Origin of the sequence: Pseudomonas sp. YL2 (assembly GCF_023063025.1) — a bacterium.
Classification (GTDB): domain Bacteria; phylum Pseudomonadota; class Gammaproteobacteria; order Pseudomonadales; family Pseudomonadaceae; genus Aquipseudomonas; species Aquipseudomonas putida_A.
The window spans coordinates 87,039-107,627 of the sequence record NZ_JAJSLU010000004.1; the positions used below are offsets into that span (position 1 = coordinate 87,039).

18 protein-coding genes are annotated in these 20,589 nt (G+C 60.7%); 8 read left to right on the forward strand and 10 right to left on the reverse strand.

The window, feature by feature from the left end:
- Nucleotides 1-180: 180 nt before the first annotated feature.
- Both LVD08_RS07785 and rlmF read left to right on the forward strand, forming a co-directional pair.
- A complete protein-coding gene (locus tag LVD08_RS07785; RefSeq protein WP_183785810.1) occupies nucleotides 181-3,027 on the forward strand; it encodes a valine--tRNA ligase in 2,847 nt (948 codons plus the stop codon).
- 234 nt (nucleotides 3,028-3,261) lie between these two features.
- The gene (rlmF, locus tag LVD08_RS07790; RefSeq protein WP_247267847.1) at nucleotides 3,262-4,281 is read left to right on the forward strand and encodes a 23S rRNA (adenine(1618)-N(6))-methyltransferase RlmF; all 1,020 of its coding nucleotides are present in this window, start codon (nucleotides 3,262-3,264) and stop codon (nucleotides 4,279-4,281) included.
- A gap of 185 nt (nucleotides 4,282-4,466) precedes the next feature.
- On the opposite strand, the gene LVD08_RS07795 is transcribed toward rlmF, so the two are convergent.
- Entirely contained in the window at nucleotides 4,467-4,748 is a 282-nt protein-coding gene (locus tag LVD08_RS07795; RefSeq protein ID WP_003221909.1) for an HU family DNA-binding protein, read from the reverse strand.
- 395 nt (nucleotides 4,749-5,143) lie between these two features.
- Here LVD08_RS07795 and yejK point away from each other — a divergent pair, with 395 nt between their 5' ends.
- On the forward strand, nucleotides 5,144-6,148 hold the full coding sequence (gene yejK / locus LVD08_RS07800; RefSeq protein WP_027610948.1) for a nucleoid-associated protein YejK: 1,005 nt from the start codon (nucleotides 5,144-5,146) through the stop codon (nucleotides 6,146-6,148).
- Entirely contained in the window at nucleotides 6,148-6,498 is a 351-nt protein-coding gene (locus tag LVD08_RS07805) for a glutaredoxin family protein (RefSeq protein ID WP_247267848.1), read from the forward strand. The genes yejK and LVD08_RS07805 overlap by 1 nt, the downstream gene beginning before the upstream one ends.
- A gap of 117 nt (nucleotides 6,499-6,615) precedes the next feature.
- Here the strand turns inward: LVD08_RS07805 and LVD08_RS07810 are convergent, their stop codons facing one another.
- The 5 genes from LVD08_RS07810 to LVD08_RS07830 all read right to left on the reverse strand — a co-directional run bounded on the left by LVD08_RS07810 (nucleotide 6,616) and on the right by LVD08_RS07830 (nucleotide 10,588).
- Entirely contained in the window at nucleotides 6,616-7,551 is a 936-nt protein-coding gene (locus LVD08_RS07810) for a glutathione S-transferase family protein (RefSeq protein ID WP_247267849.1), read from the reverse strand.
- 84 nt (nucleotides 7,552-7,635) lie between these two features.
- On the reverse strand, nucleotides 7,636-7,938 hold the full coding sequence (locus LVD08_RS07815; protein ID WP_247267850.1) for a GIY-YIG nuclease family protein: 303 nt from the start codon (nucleotides 7,936-7,938) through the stop codon (nucleotides 7,636-7,638).
- 39 nt (nucleotides 7,939-7,977) lie between these two features.
- Nucleotides 7,978-8,448, reverse strand: coding sequence for a nuclear transport factor 2 family protein (locus LVD08_RS07820; protein WP_027610944.1), 471 nt, complete (start codon nucleotides 8,446-8,448; stop codon nucleotides 7,978-7,980).
- Between the two features lie 204 nt (nucleotides 8,449-8,652).
- Entirely contained in the window at nucleotides 8,653-9,939 is a 1,287-nt protein-coding gene (locus LVD08_RS07825; protein ID WP_247267851.1) for a CynX/NimT family MFS transporter, read from the reverse strand.
- Nucleotides 9,929-10,588 (reverse strand): FadR/GntR family transcriptional regulator, encoded by a 660-nt coding sequence (locus LVD08_RS07830; protein ID WP_097086330.1) that lies wholly within the window; start codon nucleotides 10,586-10,588, stop codon nucleotides 9,929-9,931. Before LVD08_RS07830 ends, LVD08_RS07825 begins: the two co-directional genes overlap by 11 nt.
- 212 nt (nucleotides 10,589-10,800) lie before the next feature.
- Here LVD08_RS07830 and LVD08_RS07835 point away from each other — a divergent pair, with 212 nt between their 5' ends.
- Nucleotides 10,801-12,462 (forward strand): S8 family peptidase, encoded by a 1,662-nt coding sequence (locus LVD08_RS07835; protein WP_247267852.1) that lies wholly within the window; start codon nucleotides 10,801-10,803, stop codon nucleotides 12,460-12,462.
- A gap of 69 nt (nucleotides 12,463-12,531) precedes the next feature.
- Here the strand turns inward: LVD08_RS07835 and LVD08_RS07840 are convergent, their stop codons facing one another.
- From LVD08_RS07840 to LVD08_RS07855, 4 genes are all read right to left on the reverse strand, one after another.
- Entirely contained in the window at nucleotides 12,532-13,296 is a 765-nt protein-coding gene (locus tag LVD08_RS07840; RefSeq protein WP_003221897.1) for an amino acid ABC transporter ATP-binding protein, read from the reverse strand.
- Between the two features lie 13 nt (nucleotides 13,297-13,309).
- Entirely contained in the window at nucleotides 13,310-14,407 is a 1,098-nt protein-coding gene (locus LVD08_RS07845) for an amino acid ABC transporter permease (RefSeq protein WP_247267853.1), read from the reverse strand.
- A gap of 10 nt (nucleotides 14,408-14,417) precedes the next feature.
- Complete coding sequence (locus LVD08_RS07850; RefSeq protein ID WP_225137621.1) at nucleotides 14,418-15,599, reverse strand: amino acid ABC transporter permease; 1,182 nt, start codon at nucleotides 15,597-15,599, stop codon at nucleotides 14,418-14,420.
- A 65-nt stretch (nucleotides 15,600-15,664) separates the two neighbouring features.
- Nucleotides 15,665-16,696: an amino acid ABC transporter substrate-binding protein gene (locus LVD08_RS07855; RefSeq protein WP_007965188.1), complete on the reverse strand. Its 1,032-nt coding sequence runs from the start codon at nucleotides 16,694-16,696 to the stop codon at nucleotides 15,665-15,667.
- A 468-nt stretch (nucleotides 16,697-17,164) separates the two neighbouring features.
- Here LVD08_RS07855 and LVD08_RS07860 point away from each other — a divergent pair, with 468 nt between their 5' ends.
- From LVD08_RS07860 to LVD08_RS07870, 3 genes are all read left to right on the forward strand, one after another.
- Entirely contained in the window at nucleotides 17,165-17,821 is a 657-nt protein-coding gene (locus LVD08_RS07860) for an alpha/beta hydrolase (protein ID WP_247267854.1), read from the forward strand.
- A 96-nt stretch (nucleotides 17,822-17,917) separates the two neighbouring features.
- A complete protein-coding gene (rhlB, locus tag LVD08_RS07865) occupies nucleotides 17,918-19,390 on the forward strand; it encodes an ATP-dependent RNA helicase RhlB (RefSeq protein WP_247267855.1) in 1,473 nt (490 codons plus the stop codon).
- Nucleotides 19,391-19,525: 135 nt separating this feature from the next.
- Complete coding sequence (locus tag LVD08_RS07870) at nucleotides 19,526-20,470, forward strand: ornithine cyclodeaminase family protein (protein WP_247267856.1); 945 nt, start codon at nucleotides 19,526-19,528, stop codon at nucleotides 20,468-20,470.
- The last annotated feature ends 119 nt before the right edge of the window (nucleotides 20,471-20,589 follow it).

The window sequence follows — 20,589 nt, forward strand, 5'->3', positions numbered from 1 at the left end:
GGGGCTCCCCCGGGGCGGCGGTTGCCGCACCCCCTCCGTGCCGTCCCCCCCCACCCCTCTCGCTCGGCACCCCCCTCCCACATTTGAACCGCGCACTACCTCCCCCGCTCGCCCTCGGCCCCATGCCCCGCTATACTTCCCGGCTTTTCCTGAATAAATGCCAATAGGGTCCCGCCGCGCATGGATAAGACCTACCAGCCGCACGCCATTGAAACTTCCTGGTACAACACCTGGGAGTCCGAGAACTATTTCGCACCGCAAGGCGCGGGCGATTCCTACACCATCATGATCCCGCCGCCGAACGTCACCGGCAGCCTGCACATGGGTCACGGTTTCAACAACGCGATCATGGACGCCCTGATCCGTTTCCGCCGCATGCAGGGTCGCAACACCCTGTGGCAGCCGGGCACCGACCACGCCGGTATCGCCACGCAGATGCTGGTGGAGCGTCAACTGGAAGCCACCGGCCAGAACCGCCACGACCTGGGCCGCGAGAAATTCCTCGAGAAAGTCTGGGAGTGGAAGGATCAGTCCGGCGGCAACATCAGCCGTCAGATCCGCCGCCTCGGTTCGTCCGTGGACTGGAGCCGCGAGCGCTTCACCATGGACGACGGTCTCTCGGAAGCGGTTAAAGAAGCCTTCGTACGCCTGCACGAAGACGGCCTGATCTACCGCGGCAAGCGTCTGGTCAACTGGGACACCAAGTTGCACACGGCGATTTCCGACCTCGAAGTGGAAAACCACGACGAGAAAGGTTTCCTGTGGAACCTCAAGTACCCGCTGGCTGACGGCGCGAAAACCGCTGAAGGCAACGATTTCCTGATCGTCGCGACCACCCGTCCGGAAACCATGCTCGGCGACTCCGCCGTCGCGGTTAACCCGAACGATGAGCGCTACAAAGCCCTGATTGGCAAATTTGTCGAGCTGCCACTGGTTGGCCGCCGCATCCCGATCATCGCCGACGATTACTGCGATCCAGAATTCGGCACCGGCTGCGTGAAGATCACCCCGGCCCACGATTTCAACGACTACGAAGTCGGCAAGCGCCACAACCTGCCACTGCTGAACATCTTCGACAAGAACGCCAACGTGCTGCCCGCCGCCCAGGTGTTCAACCTCGACGGCACGTTGAATGACAGCATCGATGGCAAGATCCCGGCCGAGTATGCCGGTCTCGAGCGTTTCGAAGCGCGCAAGCAGATCGTCGCTGCGTTCGACGCCGCCGGCCTGCTGGTCAGCGTCGACGATCACAACCTGAAAGTGCCGAAAGGCGACCGCTCCGGTACCGTCATCGAGCCGTGGCTGACCGACCAGTGGTACGTGTCGACCAAGCCTCTGGCTGAACCGGCGATTGCAGCCGTTGAAGACGGCCGTATCCAGTTCGTGCCAAAACAGTACGAAAACATGTACTTCTCGTGGATGCGCGACATCCAGGACTGGTGCATCAGCCGTCAGCTGTGGTGGGGCCACCGGATTCCGGCCTGGTACGACGAGTCGGGCAAGGTCTACGTCGGTCGCGACGAAGCCGAAGTGCGTGCCAAGCACAACCTCGGCCCGGACGTTGCACTGCAACAGGACAACGACGTGCTCGACACTTGGTTCAGCTCGGGTCTGTGGACGTTCTCCACCCTCGGCTGGCCGGAACAAACCGAGTTCCTGAAAAAATTCCACTCCACCGACGTGCTGGTCACCGGTTTCGACATCATTTTCTTCTGGGTTGCCCGGATGATCATGCTGACGATGCACCTGATCAAGAACGAGGACGGCACTCCGCAAGTACCGTTCAAGACCGTTTACGTGCACGGCCTGGTGCGTGATGGCCAGGGCCAGAAGATGTCCAAGTCCAAGGGCAACGTCCTGGACCCGCTGGACATCATCGACGGTATCGAGCTGGAAGCCCTGGTGCAGAAACGCACCTCCGGCATGATGCAGCCGAAACTGGCGAAGAAGATCGAGAAGCAGACCCGCGACGAGTTCGCCGACGGCATCGCCAGCTACGGCACCGACGCCCTGCGCTTCACCTTCTGCTCGCTGGCGTCCACCGGTCGCGACATCAAGTTCGACATGGGCCGCGTCGAAGGCTATCGCAACTTCTGCAACAAGATCTGGAACGCCGCGCGTTATGTTCTGGACAAGGGCGAAGACTGCGGCCAGAACGGCGAAGCCTACGAGCTGTCGCTGGCGGATCGCTGGATCATCTCGCAACTGCAGCGCACCGAAGCCGAAGTGACCCGTCAACTGGATCAGTTCCGTTTCGACCTCGCCGCGCAAGCGCTGTACGAGTTCATCTGGAACCAGTACTGCGACTGGTACCTGGAACTGTCCAAGCCAGTGCTGTGGGACGAAAACGCTCCGGTCGAGCGTCAGCGCGGCACCCGTCGCACCCTGGTGCGCGTACTGGAAGTGGCGCTGCGTCTGGCGCACCCGTTCATGCCGTTCATCACCGAAGAAATCTGGCAGCGCATCGCGCCGCTGGCCGGCATTCAGGGCAAGACGATCATGCTGCAACCGTGGCCGGTCGCCAATGAAGAGCGCATCGATCCGGCCGCCGAGGACGACATCGAGTGGCTCAAAGGCCTGATGCTCGGCACGCGTAACATCCGTGGCGAAATGAACATCGGCCCGGGCAAACCGCTACCGATCTACCTGAAAAACGTCAGCGCTGAAGACCAGCGTCGTCTGACCGAGAACGAAGCGCTGCTGAAGAAGCTGGCGCGTCTGGAATCGATCACCGTACTCGCCGCCGGCGAAGAGGCGCCGCTGTCCGCCACCGCACTGGTGGGCGAGATGGAAGTGCTGGTGCCGATGGCCGGTCTGATCGACAAGGGCGCCGAACTGGCACGTCTGGACAAGGAAATCCTGCGTCTGCAGGGCGAAGTCCAGCGGGTTGGTGGCAAGTTGTCCAACGCCGGTTTCGTCGACAAGGCCCCGGCCGAAGTCATCGAGAAGGAACGCGCCAAACTGGCCGAGGCTGAACAGGCCCTGGGCAAACTGGCCGAGCAGCACGCGCGGATTTCCAGCCTGTAAGGGCAAGCCGCAATGAAAAAGGGAGGCCCGCAAAGGCCTCCCTTTTTTATTCAAGAATCGCTACAAATCCCCTGTGGGAGCGGGCTTGCTCGCGAAGGCGGTGTGTCATTCAACCTATGTGTTGGTGGACACACCACTTTCGCGAGCAAGCCCGCTCCCACAGTTTGAACGGTGTTGCCTTTAGATGTGGGACAATACCCGCCACTTTCAGCCATACCCGAATCGATCACACCCATGAACGCCCCCCGCACACCCAAACCTGCGCGCAAGAAGCCTGATGCCGCGACCCCGGCCAAAGCCGTCGAGCCGCGTGAAAAGGCCAGCCTGCATCCGCGCAATCGCCACCAGGGTCGCTACGACTTCCCGGCGCTGATCAAGACCACGCCGGAACTGGCGAAATTCGTGATCACCAACCCGTACGGCAAGGAAAGCATCGACTTCGCCAGCCCCGACGCGGTGCGCGTGTTCAACCGGGCGCTGCTCAAGGCGTTCTATGGCATCGAGCATTGGGACATTCCGGCGGACTATCTGTGCCCACCGGTCCCGGGCCGGGCCGATTACGTGCACTTCCTCGCCGACCTGCTGGCCAGCATGAACGACGGCAAGGTTCCGCGCGGTGCGATCGTCAACGTGCTGGATATCGGCATGGGCGCCAACTGCGTTTACCCGCTGATTGGTAACAGCGAATACCGCTGGCACTTCCTCGGTTCGGAAATCGATCCGACCGCAGTGGCTGCCGCGAAGGCCATCGTCCAGTCCAACGGGCTGAACAAGGTGATCCAGCTGCGCCAGCAGGAAAACCGCAAGCACATCCTGATTGGTCTGCTGGAGCCGGGCGAGCGCTTTGACCTGACCATGTGCAACCCGCCGTTCCACGCCTCGATGGAAGAGGCGACCAAGGGCAGCGAGCGCAAATGGCGCGCACTGGGCAAAGCCGATCCAAAACGCAAGCTGCCAGTGCTGAACTTCGGTGGGCAGTCCGCCGAACTGTGGTGTGAGGGCGGTGAAGCGCGTTTCGTGACCCAACTGATCGCCGAGAGCGCGCACTTCCAGCACAAGGTGCTGTGGTTCAGCACGCTGGTGTCGAAAGCCTCGAACCTGCCCGCCATCGAAAGCGCGCTGAAGAAGGCCGGCGTGCTGGAAAGCAAGGTGGTGGAGATGTCGCAAGGGCAGAAGCAGAGCCGCTTCGTGGCGTGGACCTTCCAGACCAAGTCCGAGCAGCAGATCTGGCGGCGCGAGCGCTGGGTTCGCTGACACTGAGCTACTTGTGGGAGCGGGCTTGCTCGCGAAAGCGGTATATCAGCCGACATCAGGGTGACTGACACACCGCTATCGCGAGCAGGCTCACTCCTACAAAGGTTCGAGGTGCATCGCTAAATCGCAGACACAAAAAAACCGTGCCCGGATCACTCCGGTGCACGGTTTTTTATCGCTGCGTCTTACTTGTTCACAGCGTCGGTCAGGCCTTTGGCCACAACCAGCTTGATCACTTTCTTGGCAGGGATTTCGATGGCAGCGCCAGTCGAAGGGTTACGGCCAGTGCGGGCAGGACGCTCGGTCACTTTCAGCTTGCCGATACCTGGCAAGGTGATTTCGCCGCCGTTTTCCAGCTGATCGGCAACGATTTGGCCCAGTTGGTCCAGAGCGTTACGCGCGGTGGTTTTCGGCGCGTCGATAGCTTCAGCGATGTCGGCGATCAGTTGGTCTTTAGTAAGAGCCATGTAGTGTTCCTTCCCTATCAAATTCATATGGATTGCAGAGTGCAGTGTCAGCCATCGAGCCCGATCTTCTGGATCTGGCACCCTCGGCGATAACCACGACGAGTCGGGTTATAGATGCCGAAATCAGGGTTTGGTTCGACCTGACAAATGCTGATTGCACGCTTAACGCAGTGACTTCGCGTAAGACCGGGCAAAACTAGCACAGAGACGGGGAAATATCCGCCTCTAGCTACCCATTTGGTCAGCTTTATTGCTCTAAATCGGTAAAAAACTGCATAAGGGCACCCACCCGCCCTGGATTTGCCCTTCACCCCGCGCCAAAACCAGTGGTTGCGGTACACTGGGCGCTTTTTCGGGGGAGCCTGCCCTCCTCCCTTCCACCAGCCGAGAAGCCCATGCCGATCCGTCATTGCATCGTCCACCTGATCGACAAAAAACCCGACGGCACGCCCGCAGTTCTGCACGCCCGTGACTCTGAACTGGCTGAGTCCGCGGCCATCGAGAACATGCTCGCCGACCTCAACGAGAGCTACAACGCCAAACAGGGCAAAGCCTGGGGCCTGTTCCATCCGGAATCCGGTGCGTTCCCGTTCAGCGGCTGGCTGAAGGAATACATGGAAGGCGGCAAGGACTTCGCCGCGTTCAGCAAGGTTGCGGTCGAGCACCTGCAAAAGCTGATGGAAGAGTCGAACCTGTCGGTCGGCGGCCACGTGCTGTTCGCCCACTATCAGCAAGGCATGACCGACTACCTGGCGATCGCCCTGCTGCACCACAGTGAAGGCGTGGCGGTGACCGATGAGCTGGACGTGACGCCGTCGCGTCACCTCGACCTCGGCCAATTGCACCTGGCGGCGCGGATCAACGTCTCCGAGTGGCAGAACAACAAGCAGTCCAAGCAGTACATCTCGTTCATCAAGGGCAAGAACGGCAAGAAGGTTTCGGAATACTTCCGCGACTTCATCGGTTGCCAGGAAGGCGTCGATGGCCCGGGCGAGACGCGCACGCTGCTCAAGGCCTTCAGCGACTTCGTCGAGAGCGAAGACTTGCCGGAAGACTCCGCCCGCGAGAAAACCAAGACCCTGGTCGATTACGCCAGCAGCCAGGCCAAGCTCGGCGAGCCGATGGGCCTGGAAGAGCTGTCGGAGCTGATCGATGAAGAACGCCCGAAAGCCTTTTACGACCACATCCGCAACAAGGACTACGGCCTGTCGCCGGAGATTCCCGCGGACAAACGCACCCTCAACCAGTTCCGCCGCTTCACCGGCCGCGCCGAAGGCCTGTCGATCAGCTTTGAAGCGCACCTGCTGGGCTCGAAGATCGAGTACGACGAAGAGGCTGGCACCCTAATCATCAAGGGCCTGCCGACCTCGCTCACTGATCAGCTCAAGCGCCGCAACTGATGCTCGGCAATGTACTGAAGAAGGTCGCGCTGGTTCTGCTGGTGGTGGTGATCTATCAGAACTGGGGCAAGATCGAGCGGGTGTTCAAGCCGTCGCAAATGGTCTCTGAACAGGTTCGCGCCAACGCCCATGTCGTGCTGTATGCCACCGACTGGTGCGGCTACTGCAAGCAGACCAAACGCTTTCTCGACAGCAAGGGGATTCCTTTCAGGGAATTCGATATCGAGAAGGACGCCGAGGCGCGCAAGGCGTATGAGGCGCTGGGTGGGCGCGGGATTCCGCTGATCGACGTGAATGGCACGTTGATTCGCGGGTTTGACCCGGACGAAATTCTCGCTGCCCTGAAATAACAACTGTGGGAGCGGGCTTGCTCGCGAAAGCGGTGTGCCAGTCAATAATGATCGCGACTGATTCACCGCATTCGCGAGCAAGCCCGCTCCCACAGGTTTTGTATCTGACTTGCGAGATCAGCGAGCTTCGATGCGGAAACCAAAGCGCGGGAAGTGCACATGCACCACGCCGCCACGCGGGTCTTCGCGGCGCAGGATCAGCTCTTCGCGGCCGGCAAACAGCAACTCGCCCACCACCGGATCCACCCCGTAGTCTGTCGCGGCAATCACCACTTGCCGCCCGGCCTTGAAGCCGTTCGGATCGACAAACTGCTCATCCGGCAGCGCCGCCGGCGTCGAACTGCGCGCGACTTCCAGCGCCTCCTCGGCAGTCATCTCACTCGCGGCACCATGACCAAAGCCCAGTACACGCCCCAGCCAGGCAGTCACGGCCGGATATTCATCGACCAACGGCGCAGTGACATGCGTCGCCTTGAGGAACCACAGCGGATGCGCCAGGGCGAAGTCGGCAATCGACGGCTCACCGAACAGGAAGTCGCCCTGCTCGCGCTGCAACTGCTGCTCCAGCCGCGCCATGATCGTTGGCCATTGATGCTTGGCCTGTTCGGCCGACAGTCGCGTGGCGCTGCCGCCACTGAACAGCCCGGCACGGTCAGCGATAAACGCCTTGATCGCTTCCGGCGGCAACTTGCCGAAGCGCACCGCGACCGATTCCGGCTGGAACACCAGGCTGACCGCATGCTGGAACACCACCGAATCGGCCCAAGCGGCGAAGCTGGCGCTGGTCATTTCCTGGCCTTCCGGGAAAAACGCTGGCAGGGCTTTTTCCTGCTCCAGACGACGAGCAATCAACGATGTGTCGCAATAGATGTCGGCGCCGATCTGCAACACCGGGGTCTTGCGGTAGCCGCCAGTGAGCGCAGTCAGATCCGGCTTGGGCATCACCGGCGAAATGTGCACCGAGCGCCACGACAAGCCTTTGAAGCCCAACAGCAGACGAGCCTTTTCGGCAAATGGAGAGGTCGGGTAATGATGCAGAATCAACTCGGACATGCTCGGCTCCGCCGCACAGAAAGTGAGTCCGCAGCTTAGCGTGCATTTGATTAGCAGCCTACAGATCTGCCTGATGGGAACCAATCAGTCAGATTGATAAGACGCGACCAGGCATTCCTTGGCGCTCTTGCGCAGCTTTTTGATCAGCCGTTCCTGGCGCAGCGCGTCGCTCTTGTCACGGCAACGTTCGGTGTAGACCAGCGCCATCGCCGGGCTGGACAGGAAGAAGCGCGCGCCCTTGCCGCTCTGATGCTTGGCGAAGCGGCGCACCGGGTCGTCGCTGATCCCGCAGTACAGCGAACCGTTGGCCGCGCGCACGAGGTAGACGAACCAGGACTTGCTCGCTGGCTCGACGACTTCAACCGGTTTTTCGCTGAGGCTGGTCACTTCGGGATCTGAATGTGTAGGAAACAGGCCGCGATCTTATCAGCGAGTAGCCTGAAATGCCTTCAGACCTTTCAGCGCCTGCGCCCGGACCGCGTTGCGCACCAGCGGAGTCCAGCCGAGCAGCAGGCCTTTGAAGCCCAACGCCTGCCGCGACCAGCGCCACAGGTCGAAGTGATCGTGGTGCTCGCAGATCTTGCCGTCGCGAAAGACGAAGCGCGCCTGGATATCGTTGATTACCACGTTGCCGGTCTGGCTGAACAGGTAAGTCGCCACCCAGTGCGCGCCGCCGCTGCGCTCGTCGGCGCGGACATTGTCGAAGGTCAGGGAGAAGTCCTTGGCGCGGGTGGTGAGCATGCGCCACATGTCGCCGGCATCGCGCCCGCGCAGTTCACCGAAGGCCGGATCGCTGAACACCACATCGTCGGTATAGCAGGCGGCCATGGCCTCAGCGTCGAGGCGCTGGAAGGCCTGGTAGAAGCGGGTGATCAGGGCGGCGTGGGCTTCGCTCATGGGCAAACTCCGGGAAATGGACAGATTGCCAGCACGATAAGCTGCAAATCGCAGAAACACTATCGGCATTCGTGCACCGAATATCAGCAACACACAGAACCACTGTAGGAGTGAGCCTGCTCGCGATAGCGGTGTATCAGTCAGCGCAATGTTGACCGACACATCGTTATCGCGAGCAGGCTCACTCCTACAAGTTGAACCGTGTCAGATCTTTTCGCTTTGCACTTGCACGTACAGCGCCCGGCCGGCACCCAGCCCGGCAATGATCGCACCGGTGCCAATGATGCCGAAGATCCAGCCCACCGCATTCCAGCCGCCGGTCCAGTCATGCACCACGCCGACCGCGAACGGTCCCATCGACGCCAAGGTGTAGCCGAAGCCCTGGGACATGCTCGACAGGTTCGCCGCCACATGCGAATCCCGCGAGCGCAGCACGATCAGGGTCAGCGCCAGACTGAACGTACCGCCCTGCCCCAGCCCCAGCAGAATCGCCCAGCCCCAGAGCCCTTCAATCGGCGCATACAGGCAACCGAACAGACCACCGAGGGTCAGCGCCATCACCACCACGATCGCCAGTCGCTGGTCCTTGCCCCGGGTCGCCAGCCACGGCGCAGCCAGCGAACTGGCGAGCTGGATGATCACCGAACCGGACAGCACCAGGCCGGCCTGGGTCGGAGTCAGGCCACGACCGATCAGGATCGACGGCAACCAGCCGAACACGATGTACGCCAGCGACGATTGCAGGCCCATGTACAAGGTCACTTGCCACGCCAGCGGATCGCGCAGCAGACCTTTCACCCGATAGGCGACGTTGTGCGCGCCGTGTTTCTGCCCGACTTGCGGCAGCCAGAACAGCGCCGCCATCAGCGCCGGGATCACCCAGAAACCCAGGCCCAGCGCCCAGCTGTGGTCGAAGTGTTCGCTCAATGGCACGGTGGAACCCGCTGCCATTGCCGCGCCCAGGCACAGGGCCATGGTGTAGACGCCGGTCATGGTCCCGGCGTGTTTGGCGAAGTCGCGTTTGACGATGCCCGGCAGCAGCACGCCGATAATGCCGATGCTCGCACCGCCAAGCACGCTGCCTGCAAACAGCCCGATCTCACCGAAGTTGCTGCGCACAATGATCCCGGCGGCCAGGGTCAGCAGTATCCCCAGTACCACCCGTTCGGCGCCGAAACGCCGCGCCAGAATCGGCGCCAGCGGCGCGAACAGTCCCAGGCACAACACCGGCAACGTGGTCAGCAAACCGGCCTGAGCCGCAGACAGGCCAAGGCTTTTCGACACTTCGCTGAGCAGCGGCGCCATGCTCGACAGCGCCGGGCGCAGGTTCAGCGCCACCAGAATCAGTCCCAGCAACAACAGCCACGGCCGGCGCACCAGCGGATGGCTTTGCTGCACTTGTTCGTCGTCAGCCTCGGCGTCGATCAGCAGCTCCTCGAGCTCCGCCGTGCGCTTGGGGGTTGAAAAGTTTTTCTCGCTTTCAAGGTTCATTGATCAACTGTCTCGATATGGCTTTGGCCCGTTCCGGGTCGCGTTGTTCGACGGCATCGAGCAACTCGATGTGCAGGTCGAACACTTCCTGACGGCGCGGGACGATGTTCAGCGTCTGGCGCAATTGCGCGCCGACGATGCTGGAGAAATAGCGATACAACTCGCTGAGGGTCGGGTTGTGCGCGGCGTCCACCAGACGGCGGTGGAACACCAGATCGCAGGCAATGTAAGTATCGAGATCGCCATGGTAGTGGCTGCCGCTGGTGCCGAGCGCTTCGCGCAGCGCGAGCAGGTCTTCATCGGTGCGACGCAGCGCGGCCAGGCCAATCGCCTCAACTTCGAGGATGTGCCGGGTCTCGCGCGCCTGCTCCAGCGAGCAACGGGACAACGCCTTGAGCGTGTCCATCGGATCGACCACTGCGCGCAGATAACTGCCGTCGCCCTGCCGGATTTCGATCAACCCGGAAAACGCCAGCACGCGCATGGCCTCGCGCACAGTGTTGCGGCTGATGCCCAGCTCGGCGCACAGCTCAGGCTCGGTCGGCAGCCGTTCGCCGACCTGCCACACGCCATCGGTAATGCGCTGACGCAATTGATCCAGGGCCTGATCGACCAGGGATCGCTTGATCAAAGGTGAGATGTCTGTCATGAAATTCGCCCTTTCATCCAATCATAGGATGAATTTTTTGACATGGTAGTCAGCTGAAGTGCCGCACACAACCCCAACCGAGACATCAGTCCTACCCGACGAGTTGTAAAAACCGCTGACAGGCGAAGTGATTTCCCACAGTCCGCAGTAATACTGCCGACATCACTTGCAGACGCTGGACTGCAGACTCTGGAAATTGATCCAGGGGCGTTTTGCCCCGTCTTTATCCAAAGGAAGATGCAACGTTCATGGTAGAAGTCAATTTTGGCAAGCGGCACGACCGCCCTTTTGTTCTGCAGAAAAATCGCCGATTGCTGGCAATCCGCAGCCACGCGGGAGCGCAGTTGGCGCAAACGCTTTGCTGCGAATCTGCTCACGCAGCGCTGGAAGGTTGCGAACTGTTGCTGCATGTCGAGGACGCTGATGTGCAGATTTTCAAACTGCCTGAGCACTCGGACGCCTCGCAACGCAAGGCGCTGTTGCGCGAATTGCCCGACGTGCGCTTCGCGGGCAGCGTGCTGGTGGATCCCATCACTCAGGAGCCGGTGCTCTATACCGAAAATATCTTTTTGAAGTTCATCGACTCGCTGAAAGCCACCGAGTGCATGGTCATACTTCAAGCGCTGGGCCTGATGATCAAGCAACAGGTGCCGTATGCAAAAAATGCCTTTTTTGTGCATCACCCCGCCATCCATGGCATCGATATCTGCACCCTCACGAGTGAATGGCTGGAACGCGACGAGATAGAATACTGCCACCCGGAGCTGCTGCGCCAGGGTCAACGCCGAGCGATCCATGCCAATCAGTGGCACCTGAAGAAAACCACCGTGACCTATCAGGTTGAAATCGATGCCAGCGCCAACGTCGAAGCCGCACATGAGCTCGCGCAGGGCGAAGGCATCGTCATCGCAGTCATCGATGACGCGTTCGATATTGACCATCCCGAATTTTCCGGAGAAGGCAAAGTGGTCGGTGCACAGAACTTTGACCGACGCAACGCCAAAGGCGGCCCGCGCCCACAGAACGCCCTGGAGCGCCACGGTACGGCCGCCGCCGGCGTGGCTTGCGCCAATGGAAAGGACGGCGCCAGCGGTGTCGCCCCCAAAGCCAGCCTGATGCCGTTGAAACTCACCAAACCCTTGGGAGCCCGCGCGGAGGCCGACGCCTTTTTCTGGGCGGCCGATCAGGGAGCCGACGTCATTTCCTGCAGCTGGGGGCCGGCTGAAGGGCATTGGGCCGACCCGGCGGACCCGCGTCACACGCAAGTGTTTCCCCTGGCCGCCAGCACACGGCTGGCAATCGAATACGCCGCCACCAAGGGCCGCAATGGCAAAGGCTGTGTGATCTTTTTTGGCGCGGGAAACGGTAACGAGTGCGCCGATAACGATGGCTATTCCAGCCACCCCCACGTCATTGCGGTAGGTGCCTGCAACGATCAGAACCGGCGCAGTGCCTACAGTGATTATGGCAAGTCACTCTGGTGCTGCTTTCCCAGCGGCGATCAGCAACACCCCGATCCGAAGTTCAAACCTGCAACCTCGATCCCGCAGACCCGGGGTATCCGTACCACTGATTTGAGCGCAAAGTTTGCCGCCGCCACATTGCCGGCCTACACCGACACCTTCAGCGGTACCTCCAGCGCCTGCCCCGGCGCCGCGGGCATCGCTGCGCTGGTGCTCGGCGTCAATCCCGAGCTTGATCGCTCTGCGGTACGCCAGATTCTTGCCGATTGCTGCGACAAGATCGGCCACCCCGATGACGGGCCGCGCGGCCAGTACGACGAAAACGGCCACAGTCACTACTACGGGCACGGCCGACTCAACGCGCTGCGTGCCGTGCACCTGGCACTTGAACGCAAAACAAATGCGGGCTGATTCGCCTCCATGAAAAAAGCCCTGTCGGCATACCGGCAGGGCTTTTTGTCAGGCGAGCTTTTCAGGCAATCAATGCAGGATCTGGCTCAGGAACAGCTTGGTGCGGTCATTCTGCGGATTGTCAAAGAAGTCGTTCGGCGCCGCCTGTTCGACGATTTCGCCCTTGTCCATGAAGATCACCCGGTTGGCCACGGTGCGGGCGAAGCCCATTTCGTGGGTCACGCAGAGCATGGTCATGCCGTCTTCGGCGAGGCCGATCATGGTGTCCAGCACCTCTTTGACCATCTCCGGGTCGAGTGCCGAGGTCGGTTCGTCGAACAGCATGATTTTCGGTTTCATGCACAGTGCGCGAGCAATCGCCACACGCTGTTGCTGACCGCCGGACAGTTGCCCCGGGAATTTATGCGCCTGCTCCGGAATGCGTACGCGTTCCAGATAATGCATGGCGATTTCCTCGGCCTTGCGCTTGGGCATCTTGCGCACCCACATCGGCGCCAGCGTGCAGTTCTGCAGGATGGTCAGGTGCGGGAACAGGTTGAAGTGCTGGAACACCATGCCGACTTCGCGACGGATCGCTTCGATCTGCTTGAGGTCGTTGGTCAGCTCCACGCCGTCGACAACGATGCGCCCCTGCTGGTGCTCTTCCAGACGGTTGAGGCAGCGGATGGTGGTCGATTTGCCGGAACCCGACGGGCCGCACAGGACGATGCGTTCGCCCTGTTTGACGTTGAGGTTGATGTCTTTCAGCACGTGGAACTGGCCGTACCACTTGTTCACGCCCTGCATCTGGATAATGCCTTCAGGGCCGACAGGCTTTTTGATTGCTTCGCTCATTTACAGAGAACTCCTAACGCTTGTGGCCAGTGTCGAGCTTACGTTCCAGATGCATGGAATAGCGCGACATACCAAAACAGAAAATCCAGAACACCAGAGCGGCGAACACGTAGCCTTCGGTGGCCATGCCCAGCCATTTCGGGTCGGCAGCGGCTTGCTTGACGCTGTTGAGCAGGTCGAACAGGCCGATGATGATCACCAGGCTGGTGTCCTTGAACAGCGCAATAAACGTGTTGACGATGCCAGGGATTACCAGCTTCAAGGCTTGCGGCAGAATCACCAGGCCCATGGCGCGCCAGTAACCGAGGCCCATCGCCGCTGCCGCTTCGTACTGACCTTTGGGGATCGCTTGCAGACCGCCGCGCACCACTTCGGCAACGTAGGCCGACTGGAACAGGATCACCCCGATCAGCGCCCGCAGCAGCTTGTCGAAGTTCATGCCTTCGGGCAGGAACAGCGGCAGCATCACCGAGGACATGAACAGCACGGTGATCAACGGCACGCCGCGCCAGAACTCGATGAAGGTCACGCAGACCACACGAATCGCCGGCATGTTCGAGCGCCGGCCCAGCGCCAGAATGATCCCCAGCGGCAAGGCGCCGGCGATACCCACGGTGGCGATCACCAGGGTCAGCATCAGACCGCCCCACTGGCTGGTCGCCACGGCGTCGAGGCCGAACACGCCACCGTGCAGCAGGCACCAGGCGACAATCGGGTAGATCACCAGGAAGCTCAGGCCGTACACAGCTTTGTGTGCCACGCGTTTGATGAACAGCGGTGCCACGCCGATCACCGCCAGCCACACGGTCAGGTCAACGCGCCAGCGCAGGCCGGTCGGGTAGTAGCCGTACATGAACTGGCCGAAACGCTGCTGAATGAACACCCAGCAGGCGCCGTCCTTGGTGCAGTCGGCGCGGGTGGTGCCGACCCAGTTGGCATCGAGAATCGCCCAGCTGAGGATCGGTGGTACCACAAGGTAGATCAGATAAAACGCAAACAGGGTCAGCAGGGTGTTGAGCCAGCTGGAAAACATGTTCGCGCGTATCCATGCCATCGGGCCGAAGACCTTGGCCGGCGGTGGCATGTCGGGTTTGAAAGTATGGGTTGTCATGCGCGTTTCCTCACCGCTCGATCAGCGCAATGCGCTTGTTGTACCAGTTCATCAGCAGGGAAATGCTGATACTGATCGCCAGGTACACGCTCATGGTGATGGCAATGACTTCGATGGCCTGACCGGTCTGGTTGAGCACGGTGCCGGCGAACAGCGAAACCATTTCCGGATAACCGATACCGGCGGCCAGCGACGAGTTCTTCGCCAGGTTCAGGTATTGGCTGGTCAGTGGCGGAATGATCACCCGCAGGGCTTGCGGAATGATCACCTTGCGCAGGGTCGGGCCGTTGCGCAGGCCGAGCGAACGCGCCGCTTCGGTCTGGCCATGGCTGACCGACTTGATCCCCGAACGCACGATTTCCGCGATGAACGCGGCGGTGTACACGGTCAGGGCGAGGGTCAGCGCCAGCAGTTCCGGGATCAGCACCCAGCCGCCGACGAAGTTGAAACCCTTGAGTTGCGGCATTTCCCAGTGCAGGGGTGCGCCGAAGATCAGCGCGCACAAGGTCGGGATCACCAGCAGGATCGCCAGACCGGTCCAGAACTTGTGGAACGGGACGCCGGTGTCTTCGAAACGCTTGTTGGCCCAGCGGCACATCAGCACGATGGCGACAATGGCCAGCACCACGCTGATGAAGAACGCCCAGAAGCCGTCAGCCATTTGCGCGGCCGGCATGTTCAGGCCCCGGCTGCTGACGAAGAAAGTGTCGCCGAAGTTGTGGCTGTTGCGCGGTCCCGGCATGGTCAGGAATACCGCGAAGTACCAGAACAGGATCTGCAGCAGCGGCGGAATGTTGCGGAACACTTCCACGTACACGGTCGCCAGTTTGCTGATGATCCAGTTCGGCGACAGCCGCGCCACACCGATGATGAAGCCCAGCAGAGTCGCCAGGATCACGCCGATGAAGGTCACCAACAGGGTGTTGAGCAGGCCGATCACGAACACCCGAGCGTAGCTGTCCGCTTCGGTGTAAGAGATCAGGTGTTGAGCGATGCCGAACCCGGCACTGCGCTCCAGAAAGTCGAAACCGGAGGTGATGCCCCGGTGCTGCAGGTTGGTCTGGGTGTTATCGAACAGATACCAGCCCATGGCGATCACCGCCACGACGGTGATGATCTGAAACAGCCACGCACGCACTCGCGGATCGCTGAGGCTGAGCCTCTGCTTTGGTGCGCCGATTGAATTTTGCATGAAGTGCCCCGGAAGAAATGGAACAGAACATCACCCGGCGGTTGGCCCGCCGGGTGATAGAACCATTAGCGCACTGGTGGTGCGTACTGAATGCCGCCGTTGGTCCACAGCGCGTTCAGGCCACGGTCGATTTCCAGCGGAGTGCTCTTGCCGAGGTTTTTCTCGAAGATTTCACCGTAGTTACCGACCTGCGAAACGATTTTCACAACCCAGTCCTTCGGCAGTTTCAGGTCTTTGCCGTATTCACCGTCAGCACCCAGCAGACGAGCGACGTCCGGGTTCTTGGTGGATTTGGCTTCTTCCAGCACGTTTTTCGAGGTCACGCCGGCTTCTTCAGTGTTCAGCAGCGCGTAGCCAACCCAGCGAACGATCGCCAGCCACTCGTCGTCGCCGTTACGCACGACCGGGCCCAGTGGTTCTTTGGAGATGGTTTCCGGCAGCACCACGTAGTCTTTTGGCGAAGCCAGTTTGCTGCGCTGTGCGTACAGCTGCGACTTGTCGGAGGTCAGCACGTCGCAACGACCGGATTCCAGCGACTTGGCGCTTTCATCGGAGGTATCGAAAGTGATCGGGGTGTACTTCAGGCCGTTGGCGCGGAAGTAATCGGAGACGTTAAGTTCGGTGGTGGTACCGGCCTGGATACAGATGGTTGCACCGTCCAGTTCCTTGGCACTTTTCACGCCCAGCTTGTTGTTGGCCAGGAAGCCCACGCCGTCGTAGTAAGTGATGAAGCCCGGGAATTTCAGGCCCATGCCGGCGTCACGCGAGCTGGTCATGGTGGTGTTGCGCGAGAGCAGGTCGATTTCGCCGGACTGCAGCGCGGTGAAGCGCTCCTTGGCGTTCAACTGGCTGAACTTGACCTTGTTGGCGTCGCCGAATACGGCAGCGGCCACAGCGCGGCAGACGTCAGCGTCGATCCCGAGGATCTTGCCCGAAGCGTCCGGCACCGAGAAACCCGGCAGACCGTCGCTCACGCCACACTGCACGAAACCTTTCTTCTGCACGGCATCCAGGGTTGCACCCGCCTGAGCGAACCCGCTGACGCCGAGTACTGCTGCTGCAGTCACGACCGCCAGAGTGGATTTCAACATCTTCATTCAAACCTCCAGTTTTGCTCTTGTTGTGTCGGAGCTTGAGTCCAGTCGCACCCTTTTGAGGCGTTGTTGACCCGTGTTGGCTTTTTTTGGGGTCAACCGACGTAAGACCTTCGCTATGAGTCTAGTAGGAGAAAATCCACATCATGGACAACTCACTTCTCACCAATCGGCCGAACGGGCTGTAGCCCTTTCACGTTCGCTTTGCCCGTAGCGGCCATTGGCGAACATCCATCACCGGATTCTTTGCAATCCCGTCGCAAGACGTACACTGATAGTGTTACCGCAAGGCGTAGGACGCTTCGTACAGAATCCTCCATAGCAAAGCCCGTACCACACCGCTTTCTGAAGCGATTGCGCGACAGGTCAATAGCAAAACTTGTAGCCTTGCGACATCTTCTTAACGGATCGACCGGACGCGCACCTCAATCACGCACTTATTGAGAGCGCCCGCACATTTTTGGAGCAGCCATGACCGAGCCCCTGATTCTTCAACCCGTAAAGCCTGCAGACGCCTGCGTGATCTGGCTGCACGGCCTCGGCGCGGACCGCTATGACTTCTTGCCGGTCGCCGAAGCGCTGCAGGAAAGCCTGCTGACTACCCGCTTTGTATTGCCGCAAGCGCCAACCCAGCCCGTCACCATCAATGGTGGTTACGAGATGCCGAGCTGGTACGACATAAAGGCCATGAGCCCGGCGCGGTCGATTGACCGTGAGCAGTTGGAAGCGTCGGCGGATCGCATCATTGAATTGATCGAAAAGGAGCGCGCCAGCGGAATAGACGCTTCGCGGATTTTTCTCGCCGGGTTTTCCCAAGGCGGCGCCGTCGTTCTGCACACCGCTTATATAAAGTGGCAAGGCCCGTTGGGTGGCGTACTTGCCCTCTCCACCTATGCCCCGACCTTCACTGACGAGATGGAGCTTTCAGCCAGTCAGCAGCGTATTCCTGCGCTATGCCTGCACGGCCAGTTCGACGGCGTGGTGCAGAACTCGATGGGGCGCAGCGCCTATGAGCATTTGGTGAAGCATGGTGTCACCGTGACATGGCAGGAATACCCAATGGAGCACGAAGTGTTACCCGAAGAAATTCGTGACATCGGCGTCTGGCTGAGCGAACGCCTGCGTTGATTCGGCCGCTTGGCGGACCGCTTTGATCATCCCACTACGCCGCGCCCGTTTCTTGCATTACACTGGCCGGCGTACATTCCTTAACCAATTGATGAGATGACCGTGCTCAAAGCACTCAAGAAAATGTTCGGTAAAAGCGAGGCTGAGCAGCTCGCGCCAGTCCCCAGTGCGCCGTCGCACGCCCCCGGCCCTCGCAGCGCTGCGCCCAAGGCTGAACGTCCGGCTCCGGTAGCGACACCCCAGCCTGAGCCGCAACCTGCCGTCGCCACCGAACCGGTCCGCGCCGAAGCGCCGAAACCACCCCGGCCGCGCCGCGAACCGAAGCCCAAGGCACCGGTCATTCCCTGGAAGCTCGAAGATTTCGTCGTCGAACCCCAGGAAGGCAAAACCCGCTTCCACGATTTCAAGCTCGCTCCGGAACTGATGCACGCCATCCAGGACCTGGGCTTCCCGTATTGCACGCCGATCCAGGCGCAGGTGCTGGGTTTTACCCTCGCCGGCAAAGACGCCATCGGTCGCGCGCAGACCGGCACTGGCAAGACCGCCGCGTTCCTGATCTCGATCATCACTCAGTTGTTGCAGACGCCACCGCCGAAAGAACGCTACATGGGTGAACCCCGTGCGCTGATCATCGCGCCGACCCGTGAGCTGGTGGTGCAGATCGCCAAGGATGCTGCCGACCTGACCAAGTACACCGGCCTCAACGTGATGACGTTCGTTGGCGGCATGGACTTCGACAAGCAGCTCAAGCACCTCGAAGCTCGCCACTGCGACATCCTCGTCGCCACCCCGGGCCGTCTGCTCGACTTCAACCAGCGCGGCGACGTGCACCTGGACATGGTCGAAGTGATGGTGCTGGACGAAGCCGACCGCATGCTCGACATGGGTTTTATCCCGCAAGTGCGGCAGATCATTCGTCAGACCCCGCCGAAGTCCGAGCGTCAGACTCTGCTGTTCTCCGCGACCTTCACCGAAGACGTGATGAACCTGGCCAAGCAATGGACCACCGATCCGGCAATCGTCGAAATCGAAGTCACCAACGTGGCCAACGAAAACGTCGAGCAGCACATCTATGCCGTGGCCGCGGCTGACAAATACAAACTGCTCTACAACCTGGTCAACGATAACGGCTGGGAACGCGTGATCGTCTTCGCCAACCGCAAGGACGAAGTGCGTCGCATCGAAGAGCGCCTGGTGCGCGACGGCATCAACGCCGCGCAACTGTCCGGCGACGTGCCGCAGCACAAGCGCATCAAGACCCTCGAAGGCTTCCGCGAAGGCAAGATCCGCGTGCTGGTGGCCACCGATGTCGCCGGTCGCGGCATCCACATCGACGGCATCAGCCACGTGATCAACTTCACCCTGCCGGAAGTGCCGGACGACTACGTGCACCGCATCGGCCGTACCGGTCGCGCGGGCGCCGACGGCGTGTCGATCAGCTTCGCCGGTGAGGACGACTCCTACCAGTTGCCGTCGATCGAAGAAAAACTGGGTCGCAAGATCAGCTGTGAAACACCGCCGACGCACCTGTTGCGTGCAGTGGAACGCAAGCGTCCGCAGCCGCAGTAAGCGATCTGTAACGAAAAAGCGCAGCCGGTGACGGACTGCGCTTTTTTTTGCCCGGCGTTTAAGCAGGCGCTTGCGATAGACAACTAAAAGTCCATAATAGACAAATTAGTTTATATCCAGACCGTGGAGCCTGACATGTCCAGTACACCCTACGTGATCGACCACACCCAGGCCCGCGAGCTGCTGGCGCGCATCGATGTGCCGCAGATCCTGCGCAAACTGTTTCGCGACCTCGCCGCCGGCCACGCCGTGCAACCGGCGCAGCAATTGGTGGAGTTTCCGCAGGGCGCCGGCGACTTCATCAATTATCTGGGGGTGCTGGCCGAGGACGGCGTGTACGGGGTCAAGACCTCGCCCTACATCGTCCGTGAACAAGGGCCGCTGGTCACGGCGTGGACACTATTGATGTCGATGAAAACCGGCCAACCGCTGTTGCTTTGCGATGCCGGCGAGCTGACCACCGCACGCACTGCAGCGACCACCGCCGTAGCGATCGATGCCCTCGCGCCGTTGAAAGCCCAACGGCTGGCGATCATCGGCAGCGGCAAGGTTGCCCAGGCTCATTTGCATTACGTGAAAGGTCTGCGCGACTGGCAGAACATCAGCGTGTATTCGCCGAGCCTGTCTGAAGACGCTGAAACCCGGGCGCTGCTGAAAGAGATCTACCCGGGGGTGAAGATTGCCGACAGCCGCGATGTCGCCCTCACAGACGCGGACGTGATCATGCTCTGCACCTCGTCCGCCGGCCCAGTGATCGACCCGGCCAGCTTGAGCAAACCGGCGCTGATCACCTCGATCAGCACCAACGCGCCACGCGCCCATGAGGTGCCGCCGCAGAGCCTGGGCGACATGCAAGTGTTCTGTGACTATCGGCTGACCACGCCGGGTTCGGCCGGTGAGATGTTGATCGCGACCGAGCAGCATGGCTGGAGCAAGGATTTGATTGTCGGTGACATTGCTGACCTGCTCAGCGAGAAAGTGCCGCGCCCCGGTTACGACCGTCACGTGTTTTTCCGTTCAATTGGCCTGGGCCTGGAAGACATTGCGCTGGCGAATGCGGTTTATCTCTTAACCCACTAACACCACAAATCACATTGTGGGAGCGGGGTTGCTCGCGGAGGGGCCCAGGCAGGGAACGGAATTGTCCGATGAGATACCGCCCTCGCGGGGAAGCCCGCCCCCACAGGGGGGCAGGGGAA

Coding starts and splice junctions, on each gene's coding strand:
- LVD08_RS07810 (WP_247267849.1), bottom strand. CDS start 7,551: ATGTCCGAGTTGATTCTGCATCATTACCCGACCTCTCCATTTGCCGAA.
- LVD08_RS07825 (WP_247267851.1), bottom strand. CDS start 9,939: ATGAACCTTGAAAGCGAGAAAAACTTTTCAACCCCCAAGCGCACGGCG.
- rlmF (WP_247267847.1), top strand. CDS start 3,262: ATGAACGCCCCCCGCACACCCAAACCTGCGCGCAAGAAGCCTGATGCC.
- LVD08_RS07785 (WP_183785810.1), top strand. CDS start 181: ATGGATAAGACCTACCAGCCGCACGCCATTGAAACTTCCTGGTACAAC.
- yejK (WP_027610948.1), top strand. CDS start 5,144: ATGCCGATCCGTCATTGCATCGTCCACCTGATCGACAAAAAACCCGAC.
- LVD08_RS07860 (WP_247267854.1), top strand. CDS start 17,165: ATGACCGAGCCCCTGATTCTTCAACCCGTAAAGCCTGCAGACGCCTGC.
- LVD08_RS07830 (WP_097086330.1), bottom strand. CDS start 10,588: ATGACAGACATCTCACCTTTGATCAAGCGATCCCTGGTCGATCAGGCC.
- LVD08_RS07855 (WP_007965188.1), bottom strand. CDS start 16,696: ATGAAGATGTTGAAATCCACTCTGGCGGTCGTGACTGCAGCAGCAGTA.
- LVD08_RS07820 (WP_027610944.1), bottom strand. CDS start 8,448: ATGAGCGAAGCCCACGCCGCCCTGATCACCCGCTTCTACCAGGCCTTC.
- LVD08_RS07870 (WP_247267856.1), top strand. CDS start 19,526: ATGTCCAGTACACCCTACGTGATCGACCACACCCAGGCCCGCGAGCTG.
- LVD08_RS07805 (WP_247267848.1), top strand. CDS start 6,148: ATGCTCGGCAATGTACTGAAGAAGGTCGCGCTGGTTCTGCTGGTGGTG.
- LVD08_RS07840 (WP_003221897.1), bottom strand. CDS start 13,296: ATGAGCGAAGCAATCAAAAAGCCTGTCGGCCCTGAAGGCATTATCCAG.
- LVD08_RS07795 (WP_003221909.1), bottom strand. CDS start 4,748: ATGGCTCTTACTAAAGACCAACTGATCGCCGACATCGCTGAAGCTATC.
- LVD08_RS07845 (WP_247267853.1), bottom strand. CDS start 14,407: ATGACAACCCATACTTTCAAACCCGACATGCCACCGCCGGCCAAGGTC.
- LVD08_RS07850 (WP_225137621.1), bottom strand. CDS start 15,599: ATGCAAAATTCAATCGGCGCACCAAAGCAGAGGCTCAGCCTCAGCGAT.
- rhlB (WP_247267855.1), top strand. CDS start 17,918: ATGACCGTGCTCAAAGCACTCAAGAAAATGTTCGGTAAAAGCGAGGCT.